We start from the raw sequence: 13,077 nt of genomic DNA on the forward strand, positions 1-13,077 counted from the left end.
GGCTCTACTCGACAGGAGGTTCGGGAGTGCGCGAGGGCGCCGGGCTGAAGTTGATGCGTTTGAGCATTTCCGCCCGCTCGCCCATCTGGAGGACCTGACCGTCCGCCATGATCATGATGTGATCGACTTGCGCGAACACCGTGGGTCGGTGCCCGACGATGATGACCAGCGCGCCGCGCTGCTTGGCGGCGGCAATGGCGGTGAGGAGGGCATCTTCGCCCGCCGCGTCGAGATTGGAGTTGGGCTCGTCCAAGACGATCAGGAACGGATCGCCGTAAAGCGCGCGGGCGAGCGCGATGCGTTGCTTCTGCCCTCCTGACAATCCGCCGCCGGTCGGGCCGCCGATGGGATATTCGTAACCGCCAGGCAGGGCCACGATCATGTCGTGCACATCGGCGGCCCGCGCCGCCGCGATGATCGCCTCGGGAGCGGCCTGCGGGTCGAAGCGGGCGATGTTCTGCGCGATGCTGCCTTCGAACAGTTCGATGGCCTGCGGCACGTAGCCGATGTCGCTGCCGATCTGCACCGGGTCCCATTGGTCCAGCGACGCGCCATCGAGGCGCACCGCCCCTCTGAGCAAGGGCCAGGCACCGGTCATGGCACGCATCAGCGAGGATTTCCCCGAACCGCTGTGGCCGATGACGGCCAAAGCCTCGCCCGCGGACAGCCGGAAGGAAACATTGGCTACGGTTATCTTCTGGCGGCCGGGCGGGCCGCAGACCACGCCTTGCACCTCGATGCCGACATGGGGCCTCGGGAGCGGCATCGGAGGTTCAACGGGCGGCACCTGGTCCAGAAGAGCGGAAAGTCGCCGCCAAGCCTGACCCGCTTCCGTCATGGGCTTCCATTGCCCGATGGTCTGTTCGACGGGCATCAGGGCGCGCGCGCTCAGGATCGATCCGGCGATGATGACCCCGCCGGTCGCATCGTTGTCGATGACCAGGAACGCCCCTACGGCCAGGACGAAAGACTGGAGGAACAGGCGGAAGGCCTTGCCTATCACCTGGGTCCGGCCGGAAACCCCGGCCAGTTCGTCATGCGCGGCGATCAGGTTCAGGCTTACCGCGTCCCAACTGGCGCGCCGTCTTGCGCCCATGCCCAGAACGCGCAGGACCTCGCCGTTGCGGCGCACATCCTCGGCCATGGTGAACCGTGCGGCGGCGACGGCGGCGGCCTGCAGGGCGGGCGTGCGCGTGCGGCGATCGCCCAGTACCATCAGGGCGATCATGATCAGCACGCCTGCCAGCGTCGCAAGGCCGAGCGCCCAGTGAAACAGCGTGAGGATCACTAGGAACATGATCACATAAGGCAGGTCCAGCAGGGCAAGCGGTCCCGGCCCGGTGATGTATCCGCGAACGACGTCGAGATCTCTGACCGGCGCTGCGCCCGAAGGCATGGGGCCGACTTCCTGCTCGTAGCGGCTCACGATGTCGTAGAGGCGATCGCAGAGCTTTTGATCGGCTTGCGCACCCGAATGCAGCAGCACGCGTGACCGGATCACATCGACCGCGCCCTGGAACACATAGGCGATCGTCACCATCAGCAGCAGGCCGGCCAGCGTGGCGCCGCTGCGACTGGCGAGCACATCGTCGTAGACCAGCAGCATGAAGAACGAGCCGGACAGGAGCAGCACGTTGAACACGGCGCTGAATATCAGGATCGGCCAGAGTACGGGTAGGATTGCCTGAAGCATTGCGCGCACTTCGCCGAAGACCGTATCGCGATTGGGGTTCATGCGGAGTGTCCTGTGAAGGCGTATCCCGGCAGCTTCGGCCATGGGGTCTGCGAACGTGCCGGTGAGGGTGGCGGGGTCATTGCGCGTCCGGAGCCATGTCGTGGCCGGGCTCGGCATCGCTTTCGACACTGACCGGAGCGGGCGTGAAGCGCTGATCGTAGCCCGCGGCATCGATGGCCTGGATCAGCGGAGCGCTCGGCAGCCCGGTCCATGACGCCGGGCGGTAGACCGATGGATCGAACGGAGGCGTGTCGGTAGCGAAGGCATCGGCGCGCAACTGGCCCATCGCCCCCAGCAACAAGGCATGCTGGACATAGATCTGGGCTTCGGATTGCGCCTGTGCCTGACGGGAAACCAGAAGGTCGCGCGCGGTATCCAGCACGTCCAGCGAGGTGACCTGCCCGGCGAGTTGTTGCTGCCTGGCCCCATCGAGGGCGCCCTGCGCCGCCGTTACGGCGCGATTGTAGGCAGGTAGTGCGCGCCGGGCCGCCGCCAGTTGATCCCAATAGCTCGCGATGTTTTCCCGTACGTCGCGAGAGGTCTGTTCCAGCTGCTGGCTGGCCGCGTCCGCAAGTTGCCGCGCCTCGCGGATACGCGCCGAAAGCAGGCCGGCGGAATAGAGCGGAACGGTCAGGCCGACCTGCACTTGCGCGGTCGCTTCATGCGGATCGTCGCTCTCTATCGTCAGGGGGGAGCGCGCCACACTCGCCTGCAGGCCGATGTACGGGCGCGCGTTGCCACGGGCCTGCGCGATACGGCCCTGAGCGGCGGCGAGGTCGAAACGCGCAGATTCCAGCAGAGGGCTCGACATGGCGCCCAGGGCTTGCGCGTCTTCCACGGTGGGGGGCAATGGCGGGAGTTGGGGGAGCCGCGCCAGCGCGTCCGGATAATGTCCGACGACATTACGAAAGCCGTTGCGGCTGGCCAGTAGGCTGCCTTGCGCCAATTCGAGTTGAGCCTGTCCGCTGAAGATGCGGTTGCGCGTCTGCTGCAGATCCGTTTCCGTGGCGTAGCGTGCGGAATAGCGGGCGTTGATCTGATCGAGCTGCTCGGTAAGCTGGGACAGGTTCGCACGGGCGATCTCGACGAGTTTCTCATCGCGCAGGACGGCGGCATAGGCGATGACGACATTCGCCAGCATGTCCTGCTCGGCAGAGTGCATGTCCGCGATCGATGCGCTGTAACCGGCATCGGCGATCCGTCGCTGTGCGGTCAAGCGGCCGAACGTGAACAGTGGCTGGTCGATCGATGCCGACAGTTGGGGTGTGAAGCCGGCCTGTTTCAATGCGGTGAGCCCGTTCTGGGTTACCCGCCGCCAGCCGTATACGTAGCTTGCGTCGGCGGAGATGCTGGGTCCGAACTGGGCTCTGGCTTGCTGCACTCGCTCCTTCGCGGCACGGGTGCCGGCGCGGCTTGCTTCCACGCCGGGATTGTGCCGGTAGGCATCGGCGATCGCCTCGCCCAGGGTTTCGGCCAAGGCCGGGCGAGCGGCGGCGATCATCGCCGTTATGCTCAGCAAGGCCCAATACTTCCGGCACCGGAAAGGTCGCATGGTCGGTCCGCTCATGTCCAGTGACCCGTCCTGCAACCACATGGTGAATATGGTGCTGCCGCTGCCTTCCGGATTGATCCGTAGTTCCGGCGGTTTGCGATTGGGGCTTGCGCACCCGCTTCACGATGCATGCGAAAAGTCGCCCTTGAAAGTGATCCAGCGGCGGTTTTGCGCCGACAGGCACTGGCTGTCGGATGGCCGATTGAAACGTGTGCAATCCCACAGCACGATTTCCACGCCGGTCCGCTTGTCGCTGACGTAGAGAAAAGCGACGGTGCGAATGATCGGTTTGCTGGGCGATCCGTAAGCCCGCGAATGGCGGTCCCATCCGACGACCTTGCAGTAGGCCTGACCCGCGCATTCGCCCAGGCCTTGCATGGCGAGCCTGGTTCCGTCTCCGCCGCCGTCGACAAGGATGAAATGATCGCCTTCCTGCAACGTCAGCATGGTGCCGCCTGCGGGATCGGGCTGCGTATCGTTCTCAGTTGCCGTCGAAAGCGCGGTGCCCGGCTTGTCGGTCGTCGTCCGGTGAGCGGCGGAAATGAGCGTAAGCTGGCGCTGATACGTCTCCGCGCCGGTATAGACCGCATCGAATGCACGCCTGCGCCCCCAGCCGCCGCGCCAGCGAAAGAACAGGTGGGTATCGACTTGCGCGACCTTGTCGAGCGCCGGGCTCCAGTACGGGCGCACCCAGTCGGTGTGATAATGGGTCGCCATGCCGACGGCCGGATCGGTTTCTCCGGCAAGGAAGGCGGCGGCGGTTTCCCGTGCACGGCGCCACATCGCAGGCGTGGGAATGCGCGCGAGTGCACCATCGCATGTGAAAGTGAACTGGCATCCGCTGGTGCGCTCCGAACCCTGATAGACCACGCCGCATACGGAATGGGGAAAGGCAGGGTGGCGGACCCGGTTCAGGACGACTTGTGCAACGGCGGCCTGCCCTTTTCTGGTATCGCCCGCCTCGTAAAGGAGGGCGCTGGCCAGGCAATCGAGGGCGCGGCCGTAACTTTCGCTCGCCTTGTCGACATGAAAGGCAATCGGGCGGTCAGGCCCGGGAGGGACGAAGGGCGTGACACGGTTCAGGGCCTGGGCGTCCTGATGTGTCACTTGCTCGAAAGTGACCGGTGCGACGGGCGGGGGGACCGTGGCCGGTTCGCGTGCGCTCGGTTGTCGCATTGCAGCCGATGCCCGCTCTTCCGATTTCTTCCGATGCCCATCAGGCACAAGCGACAGGAAAGAGGCGATCACGATCAAGCCAATGCCGGCCATCCGCGCCATGCGCATATGCATCGACGCGACCGTTCCCGACGATCCGGACTCGATGTCGGTTTTCGCATGCCCTGGGCGCGATGCCCCCGCAGGCTTCAGGTGGAGAGGCGACCAGGCCATGCTCATCGGCTTAGTGTCACCGAGATCACGCCATAGAATTGCGTATAAGGTTCGAAGGGCGCTCGGCCGTTCACGAACCTTCGCGCAAAGCCCATATTTGCATCGGCGGACAGCCAGCGATTGAAGCGCAGGCGCGGGCCGCCCGTGGCTTCTACGCGGCGGGCGGAGTAGGACTGCCTGGCGTAATCTTCCAACGAGACCTTCACTGCGCCGAGCCAGGAGAGATTGCGCCGCATCTCGTATTCCGCTTCGACGCGGGCCGTCGTGAGAGTGACGGCGCCGACCAGGTCATAGGGGCTGGTCGTGTTGCTCTGCTCGACAAGTCCGCGGATCGCCAGGGTGCGTGTGGGAAAGTATCGCAAGTGACCGGATACCGCGATTCCCTTGATCGCGCCCAAGGCCTTGTCCTTGAAGTCGTAGCGGCGATAGCCGACGCCGACTTGCGCATAAAGTACGCGGGTCAATTCATACCGGAGGCCGGCGGACAGGCTCTGGCTGGATGCGTCGCGATCGGCAAGGAGCGGGGAATAGGCATAGTCGAACCTGTCATATTCGATGTTCCCGAACAGGGAGGTCCTGCCACTGAACTCGTATGCCGCAAGGGCATGGACACCGTATCGTTTCACGTTGCGAAAACGTTGTTCCACGACGTCTTTCGAGCCGATTTGTACATCTTCATAATACTGATGAACCGCCAGAACTTGCGCATCGATGGAAAGGCGATTGAATTGCTTGCGGCCCGTCAACGAGCCGTGCAGTACCCTGCGCATGAGCGGCTCCCCGCCTGCGAGATCGTTCTCCACGGTTCCCCGCTGTATCGCTTCACGGCGATAGCCGAGATTGGCGGACATGGATTCCGGGCCTGTCGTTCCGTACGTGTAAGTGCCTTCGAGGCGGTATTCCGTCGCATCCTGATCAGTGAGTTTGAGGTAGCTGCTGGTGCGCGCGTCAGCGTCGAACAGGACGTTGCTGAAACGATCCTTCCGCTTGACGCGGATATGGGGCTGCGTGTTGAGCGAGATGTCGGTGCGCTTGACGCTGGTGCGGGTGAAAATATTGTCGTCCGCGCGAGCGCCGAAAGTTACGGACGGCAGCACGTCGAACCCGCCCAGCTCATAGCCGATGGGAGCATATTCGGGGATGATGCGGCGTCCGGGCACGTCCTCCGGCTCTCTAATGATCGGACCGATCGTCTGCGCTCCGGCGAACTGGCACCAGCCTGCGGAAAAGCACAGCGTAGCAAGCCGCGTGCCCATGCGAAGGGCGCGGTGGGCAGTTCGCGTCGTCATCGGTCAAAAGCGCCGCTCAGGCACGCGAATGGTGTCGCCGGGCTGAATCGGCGTCATCCCGTCCAGGCGGTAGAGAATTTCCCCGGCGCCATCCTTGTGGCGGATATAGATGCGCTTGTCGTCCGCGCGATACGTGAAGCCTTCGGCCTTGGCGACGGCACTGTACACGGTCAAGCCTTCGACGAACTGGAATTCCCCTGGCTTGTTGACCTCGCCAAGGATGTAATACGGGCGAAGATTCAATACGTCGATCGAGACGCTGGGGTTGTCGATATAGCCTTTGCTGAGTGCGGCGGTGACGCGGTCTGCCAGCGCCGATGCCGTAAGTCCCTTGGCCTGAACCGCGCCGATGAGGGGGAATGCGATCGCGCCCGCGCCATCGACCGGGTATTCGCCCGTCAGCTTGTCTTCACCGTAGACAGTGATGCGCAATTTGTCCCCCGCGCCGAGAGTGTAATGGGTCTCCGCGCCCGACAGCGTGAGTTCGGGCAAGGTGCCGCCGGCGGCGCAGCCGCTTGCCGCAAGGGACAGAAACAGGATCGTGAAGGGGGTCGTCAGTTTCGGCATGGGTTCTTCCGAAGTCGTGATCTTATTGTTCGCCCGGCAATCTGGCGCAGCGCAGGGCGGAACTTCAAAGGAAGAACCGTTCAATAACGACGCTTCTCCAGTGATTGATCCGGTAGCGATCAGTTTCGCATCGCATTCCGTTCCCACATGCCGCGCATGGGCGCGGACTGTTGCGGGAAAGGGGCAAGCGGACGAAGGGGGGCTCCCTTCGACGCCTCTGGGCTGCCGGGGCGGAACCGTCAGTTGTAGAAGTTGTAATCGCCGAGGACGAGTTGATTGCCATTCATCGAGCCGATGGCGATGACGTAATCCAGGCCGGTGATCGTGCTGTGGATCGAGTAATACTGGGCGTGCACGTCGCCGCCGGGGCTGCTGCTGTTCTGGCCATAGCCGACGAAGGTGATTGTGGAGCCGACGCCGAACCCGTCAAGGTACAGGAAGTCGTTGTTTCCTTCTTCGTATACGCCGGCCCCGTAAAAATCGTAGATGAAGTCCTGTGACCGTCCGGCCAGGGACGATGCCCCGGAAAGTGAGGGATCCATGTCCGAGAGACGGATCACGAAGGCATCGTTGCCTGCCCCGCCGTACAGATAGTCCACCCCCTTGCCACCAGCGAGGGCGTCATTGCCGTCAGTGCCCCCGATATGGTCGCTGCCCGAAGTTCCTAAAAAGAATGGCATGCCTTCCTCCTGAGTGTAAGTAATTATCCTAATAAATATGACGTATAAGTAGGAAGGGTTCCGCAGGCTATGGGAGTTAATTTTTCAAGATGTAAACGGACGGGTTTTTACGGATAGTTAATTATAATTTTAAAATATTTATTTAAACAAGATGACGCTTCGTCCGGATGTGGAATTTTGGGTCCTGTAAAACGTCCGGAATGGAGATTGTTAATATTTTGAAGGCGAGTGAGTTATGGAATTTTAAGTAGAGGAATGCGCCCGCTGACGGGCGCATGAATCCGCGCCGGGCGCAGTCTGGTTCGCGGCATGTGGCAGGATCGGTTCATACCGGATGCGAATGGTTCTCTTCTTGCGGGACACACGCAAAATCGGGCGAATGTCGGCGCCGATTCGAAGATGGGCGGAGCAGGGCGTCGCGAACGGCGCGGGAAGGTTTGGCAGACGGCTGCGCTTCGAACGATTTCGGATCGTCGATGGCAAGGCTCGACCTGCCGCGGCGTGGGCGCCGTGAAGCTGTTGCGCTATCGCACGGCGGCACCGAATTTCGGGGACGATCTCAATGATGAACTCTGGCCCGCGTTGGCTCCCGCGTTGTTCGAGGGTGGCACTCGCGGCCGGGATTCCGGGGCCGCCTTCGTAGGCATAGGGACGATCGTGGGCATCGATCCGCAAGGCAGCCGAACGCTTCACGTGTTTTCGAGCGGCGCGGGCTACACGAGGGTAGATCGGTGGCAGGCGTGCAAGGTCGAGTATCACTGTGTTCGCGGGCCGGTTACGGCACGTGCGCTGGGACTGGGAGCGGACAAGGTGTTGACCGACGGTGCGATCCTCGTTCCGCTGCTCGAGCGATATCGGCCTCAGGTTTCGGACCGGAGCGGCCGGGTGGTTGTCGTGCCGCATTACGAGACCCTGGATTTTCCGGGATGGCATGAGGCGGTGCAATTGGCAGGCTTCGATCTCGTAGATCCGCGCGATACACCGGAAACGGTAATCCGCTCTCTCGCCGGTGCGCGCCTGGTTCTGACCGAATCCCTGCATGGAGCGATTATCGCCGACGCCTTTGGCGTCCCGTGGCGGGGGTTTGCCGTGTCGCGGAATTTTTCGACGGCCAAGTGGGCCGACTGGACCTTCTCGCTGGACCTGCAGGTGGACATATCGCTCGTGCCTCCGCCCGATCCGGTCCAGTTGTTTCGCTTCGGCAAACGATCTGAGCCCTTCGGCGCCCTGCTTTCGCTTGATCAGGAGGCGGCATTCCGGGAGTTCAACGAGCGAACGTCCCGCGATGCACGGGCGCCCTTCCTGAAAGCCCAGGCAAAGCGCATGATCGAGGCGATCCCGGCTGCGCGCCGCGCGATGGGGTACGAAGGCGAACGCACCGCCCGCGCGCTGGACGAACTGGCTCGGCTCGAACCCTATTGCAGCAGGGCAGGCAAGCGGGACGACCTGCGCGATGCGATGCTGGCCCGGCTGGATCGTCTGGTTGCGACATGCACGGTATCATTGATCGCAATGCCGTGAATTGCGGCAGCTGCAGAGAGCGCAGTTAATCCAATCACAGCACTTGTGCGTCTATGCATGGCTGCATGTCCTCTCCGCCCCCAACCCGCCACGCCACGCGTGCCGCCCGATCTTCGGAGCCGATCGGCGCGCGCCCGATCTTGTGGCGCGGATGGCTGGCCGGACTGGCGATCAGCCTGTTGCTTTGGGCCCTCATTGCCGCCCTCGTGGTCGGTTTCTGACGGGAACGGGGCGACCGCTGCTCTGCAGGCGAAAATTGCCTGTATTTCGGATGCACTTCAGATTGAGCGGCACCGCCTGAGATTTCTACGCTCCATCAGCCAATGCCCGGATCGTGCTTTGGCTGATGGAGCATGTCTTGACCCGGAACCTGTCGGTATTTCTCGATCTGCTGCGCCTGCTTGCGGCATTGCTGGTGCTTCTGGGGCATGCCGGCGAAGTCTATGGCATGGGGCTTCCCGCGATGGTCGGGCATAGCGCCAAGGAGGGCGTGGCAGTCTTCTTCGTGCTGTCCGGCTTCGTCATCGCCTTCGTGGCGCAAAGTAGGGAGCGTGACTGGCAGGCATTCGCCAGGGCGCGCGCACTGCGCATGTATTCCGTGGTCCCGCTGGCCATCGTGGTCATGGCCGTGTGTCATGGAGTGGGCTCCTCGCTGCATCCGCAGGCTTATGCGGCAGGCAGTGCCAACCTGAATGCGGGCGCCATGGGCGCACCTCCAGGATGGTGGCCGATCCTGCGCTATCTTACCTTCACGAACGAAATCTGGTTCGACCGCGCGATGATCAGCACCGGGGCACCGTTCTGGTCGTTGGGCTACGAAGCGGCGTATTACGTCGGTTTTGCGTTGATTTTCTACGTCAGGGCCGGTTGGCGGTGGATATTCCCGGTATTGTGGCTGCTCGTGTGCGGGCCGCGCATCGCACTGGCATTTCCGCTCTGGCTGATCGGGGTCGCCACATGGGCGCTGGTGCGCAGAGGCTGCCGGTTGCCTGCCTTGTGGGGCGCCGCAGCGTTACTGGCGATTGCGCTGGCGGCCGCGGCGTTGCGCAAGTGGTGCGCGTTCGCGGCCATGCCGTTGTTCGAATGGGGCGAGCCGGCGGTGCTGGCCGCGAGCATGGGCTATTACCTGGTGCTTGCAATGTTGCTGGCGATGGCGATCGTCGTCTTTGCGGCTTGCGTGCCCTCGCGAACGATATGGCCGCATTGGCTGGAACGATGCGCGCGGTTCTGCGCAGGCGCCAGCTTCACGCTCTACATCATGCATCTGCCCGTCATGGTGCTGATCGCGGTCGCATGGCCCGGTAGCCGTGGATCGCTGGCGGGAGGATTGGTGGCGGCGACGATGACCGTCGCGCTCATGTTCGGCTTGGCCGAACTCGGTGAGCGTCGCAAGGCAGTATATACGAGAATTTTCTCAATGAGTTCAAAATCGATGCGCATAAAGACAAAGAATTATATTAATGTAATCGATTAAAATGCATTTACCACAGTCGTTATGTCAGCATTGTGAATAATTGAAATATCAAATCCCCCGACACGGCGGAGCAATTACGCTTGCGTGACGGGGTTTTAGATAATGGCTTTTTCCTACAAGAACGCATTCGGAGTTCTACTTAACAGTTCTTCGGGTGCCGTAAATACCTTTTTCGGAACTGCCGGTGCCGACACACTCAAGGGAACTGACAAAGGCGACGTCATGCGCGGCTACGGCGGCGGGGACAGCTACTACGGCGGCGCCGGCGATGACACGTATATCGTGTCGTCCATCAAGGACAAAGTCTTCGAGGCACAGGGCGAGGGGATCGATACCGTCCGCTCCTCGGTCTACCACATCCTTGGCGCAAACGTCGAAAACCTGATCCTCGAAGGCAACCAGGCCTGGTACGGCGGCGGCAATGCGCTCGACAACGTCATCATCGGCAACGAATTCGCGCAGCAGATCAACGGCGGCGCGGGCAATGACGTGCTGTTCGGCGGCGGCGGCAAGGACACCTTCATCGTGCTGGCGGGCAACGGCAGCGACGTGATCCTGGACTTCGCTACCGGCGTCGACAAGATCCAGCTCGGCGGCTACGGGATCACCGGCTTTGCGCAGATCCAGTCGATCGCCCAGCAGGTCGGCAACGACACCGTGCTGCATTTCGGCAATGGCGAAGACCTGATCCTGCGCGACGTCAAGGCGACCAGCCTGGCGTCGACCGACTTCACTTACGAACTCAACCGCAGCGGTTTCACCCAGACCTTCGGCGACGAATTCAACGCGCTCAGCCTCTACTCGAAGGGCGGCACCTGGCGCACCGAATTCGGCAAGGGCGGTCCGGGCTCGATTGCCAGCCGCACCCTGCGCACCGAAGCGCAGCTCTATTTCGACGAGGACTGGGGCGGCACCGGCAAGAAGGCGTTGGGCGTCAACCCGTTCTCGATCGACGATGGCGTCCTGACCATCACCGCCGAGCGCGCAAGCAGCGACATTCTGCAGTACATGGACGGTCATACCTGGACGTCCGGCCTGCTGACCTCGAAGTTCACCTTCGCGCAGCAGTACGGCTATTTCGAAATTCGCGCGAAGATGCCGGAGGGCAACGGCTTCTGGCCGGCGTTCTGGCTGCTGCCGACCGACAACACCTGGCCGCCCGAACTCGACATCTTCGAGCAGCACGGCAAGGACCCGAACGTCCTGTACATGACCACGCACGGCACCAGCACGCCGGGCAAGACCATGGAAGCACAGGACCGTGCGGTGGTCGATACCACGCAGTTCCACACGTACGGTGTCGACTGGAACGGCGAGCGCATCTACTACATCGACGGCATGGAAGTCGCGCGTCAGGCCACTCCGGCGGCGATGCAGAAAGAGATGTACATGCTCGTCAACCTCGCGGTCGGCGGCACTGCAAGCTGGAGCGGGCCGAGCGATGCGAGCACGCCGGCCGGCGAGATGAAGATCGACTACATCCGCGCCTATCGGACCGCCGATACCGTCTCGACGACGAGCAACGGCAAGCATGTCGTCTATACGTCCAACGGTTCGACTGTGCCCGTCAGCACGGACCCGGTGGTGACCGCGCCCGTGATCACCCCGACGCCGCCCCCCACGCCGACGACGCCTTCGACCTCGACCGGCACGACGACGGGCAAAGTCTATACCGGCACTTCGGGCAACGACACGTTCCGCGTCAGTTCCAGGCTGGACAAGGTCATCGAGGCCGTAGGCGGCGGGATCGACACCGTGTTCGCCAGCGACACCTACATCCTTGGCGCCAATGTCGAAAACCTGACGCTGACCGGCGACCAGGCGCTCACCGGCACCGGCAATGCACTAGACAACCGCCTGATTGGCAACAGCGCTGCCAACCTGCTGAAAGGTATGGCCGGCAACGACTACCTCGACGGAGCGGGCGGCGCCGACGTTTTGCAGGGCGGCACCGGGGACGACATCTACCGCGTCGACAATGCGGCGGTGAAGATCGTCGAATTCGCCAACGAAGGTTCGGACCTGGTGCTCAGTTCGGTGACCTACACGCTGTCCGCCAACTTGGAGAACCTGCGGCTGGACGGCACCGCCAACATCAACGGCAGCGGAAACGCCGACGCCAACCGCATGATCGGCAACAGCGGCAACAACGTGCTGACGGGGTTTGGCGGCAACGACTATCTCGATGGCGGGGCCGGCAACGATACGCTCATCGGCGGCAAGGGCGATGACATCTACGTCGTCGATGCTGCGGGGGACCGCGTGATCGAACTGGCCAATGAAGGCAACGATACCGTGCTGTCGTCGGTCAGCTACACGCTGCCCGCGAACGTCGAGACTCTGCGTCTTACGGGCACGGCCGCGCTCAACGGCGCCGGCAATGCGCTGTCCAACAAGATCTACGGCAACGAAGCGGCGAACAAGCTGTTCGGCTGGGCCGGCGACGACATGCTCGACGGCGGTGCGGGCAACGACGTTCTGAACGGCGGTGCCGGCAACGATACGCTGACGGGCGGCGCAGGGGCGGACATCTTCGTGTTCGCAGCCGGTTATGGCAAGGACACGGTGACCGACTTCCAGCATGGCATCGACAAGCTGGTCCTGGTCAACGTGAATGCGAGCGCGGTCTCGATCAGCCATACCGCCAACTCGACCGTGGTTTCCATCGGTGCGGACAAGATCACGCTGATGGGCGATGCGCAGTTCGGCCTGTCGGACATCGCGTTCATGAGCAACAGCGAATACAGCAGCACAATCGGCTTGCTCGCGTGATCGCTGCAAGGAAGTAGCTCCAAAATGAAGTAGTCTCTCGGGTGGCGGCGTCGACCGCCAGGCCGGGGGCATGTATCGAAGCCGAGGTACGTTTCGTA

The 13,077-nt window shown here is 62.7% G+C and carries 10 protein-coding genes; 3 read left to right on the forward strand and 7 right to left on the reverse strand.

The window, feature by feature from the left end; genetic code table 11:
• Nucleotides 1-4: 4 nt before the first annotated feature.
• The 6 genes from HWN72_RS22695 to HWN72_RS31745 form a co-directional block, all read right to left on the reverse strand.
• Nucleotides 5-1,735 carry a type I secretion system permease/ATPase gene (locus HWN72_RS22695; protein WP_211151492.1) on the reverse strand — a complete coding sequence of 577 codons (1,731 nt, stop codon included), beginning with the start codon at nucleotides 1,733-1,735 and terminating at the stop codon, nucleotides 5-7.
• 76 nt (nucleotides 1,736-1,811) lie between these two features.
• Complete coding sequence (locus HWN72_RS22700; RefSeq protein ID WP_211151493.1) at nucleotides 1,812-3,254, reverse strand: TolC family outer membrane protein; 1,443 nt, start codon at nucleotides 3,252-3,254, stop codon at nucleotides 1,812-1,814.
• Between the two features lie 153 nt (nucleotides 3,255-3,407).
• The gene (locus HWN72_RS22705) at nucleotides 3,408-4,394 is read right to left on the reverse strand and encodes a cell wall hydrolase (protein WP_211151494.1); all 987 of its coding nucleotides are present in this window, start codon (nucleotides 4,392-4,394) and stop codon (nucleotides 3,408-3,410) included.
• A gap of 284 nt (nucleotides 4,395-4,678) precedes the next feature.
• Nucleotides 4,679-5,836, reverse strand: coding sequence for an outer membrane beta-barrel protein (locus tag HWN72_RS22710; RefSeq protein ID WP_211151495.1), 1,158 nt, complete (start codon nucleotides 5,834-5,836; stop codon nucleotides 4,679-4,681).
• A 132-nt stretch (nucleotides 5,837-5,968) separates the two neighbouring features.
• Entirely contained in the window at nucleotides 5,969-6,616 is a 648-nt protein-coding gene (locus HWN72_RS22715; protein WP_248006257.1) for a polysaccharide biosynthesis/export family protein, read from the reverse strand.
• Nucleotides 6,617-6,771: 155 nt separating this feature from the next.
• Nucleotides 6,772-7,212, reverse strand: coding sequence for a hypothetical protein (locus HWN72_RS31745; RefSeq protein ID WP_008827946.1), 441 nt, complete (start codon nucleotides 7,210-7,212; stop codon nucleotides 6,772-6,774).
• A gap of 501 nt (nucleotides 7,213-7,713) precedes the next feature.
• Between HWN72_RS31745 and HWN72_RS22725 the strand changes: the two genes are divergently transcribed.
• Nucleotides 7,714-8,733: a polysaccharide pyruvyl transferase family protein gene (locus HWN72_RS22725; protein ID WP_211151496.1), complete on the forward strand. Its 1,020-nt coding sequence runs from the start codon at nucleotides 7,714-7,716 to the stop codon at nucleotides 8,731-8,733.
• A gap of 34 nt (nucleotides 8,734-8,767) precedes the next feature.
• Here HWN72_RS22725 and HWN72_RS22730 read toward each other — a convergent pair whose 3' ends face one another.
• A complete protein-coding gene (locus HWN72_RS22730; protein ID WP_211151497.1) occupies nucleotides 8,768-8,929 on the reverse strand; it encodes a hypothetical protein in 162 nt (53 codons plus the stop codon).
• 138 nt (nucleotides 8,930-9,067) lie between these two features.
• On the opposite strand from HWN72_RS22730, the gene HWN72_RS22735 reads away from it, so the two are divergent.
• Nucleotides 9,068-10,207, forward strand: a complete 1,140-nt coding sequence (locus tag HWN72_RS22735) for an acyltransferase (RefSeq protein ID WP_211151498.1) — start codon at nucleotides 9,068-9,070, stop codon at nucleotides 10,205-10,207.
• A 102-nt stretch (nucleotides 10,208-10,309) separates the two neighbouring features.
• Entirely contained in the window at nucleotides 10,310-12,979 is a 2,670-nt protein-coding gene (locus HWN72_RS22740; RefSeq protein ID WP_211151499.1) for a family 16 glycosylhydrolase, read from the forward strand.
• Nucleotides 12,980-13,077 lie beyond the last annotated feature (98 nt).

It is taken from the genome of Novosphingobium sp. HR1a, assembly GCF_015594425.1.
Lineage (GTDB): Bacteria > Pseudomonadota > Alphaproteobacteria > Sphingomonadales > Sphingomonadaceae > Novosphingobium > Novosphingobium resinovorum_A.

What these genes read in the sequence shown, in the direction of transcription:
- HWN72_RS22695 (WP_211151492.1), bottom strand. Translation starts at nt 1,735, where the DNA reads ATGAACCCCAATCGCGATACGGTCTTCGGCGAAGTGCGCGCAATGCTT.
- HWN72_RS31745 (WP_008827946.1), bottom strand. Translation starts at nt 7,212, where the DNA reads ATGCCATTCTTTTTAGGAACTTCGGGCAGCGACCATATCGGGGGCACT.
- HWN72_RS22730 (WP_211151497.1), bottom strand. Translation starts at nt 8,929, where the DNA reads ATGAGGGCCCAAAGCAACAGGCTGATCGCCAGTCCGGCCAGCCATCCG.
- HWN72_RS22740 (WP_211151499.1), top strand. Translation starts at nt 10,310, where the DNA reads ATGGCTTTTTCCTACAAGAACGCATTCGGAGTTCTACTTAACAGTTCT.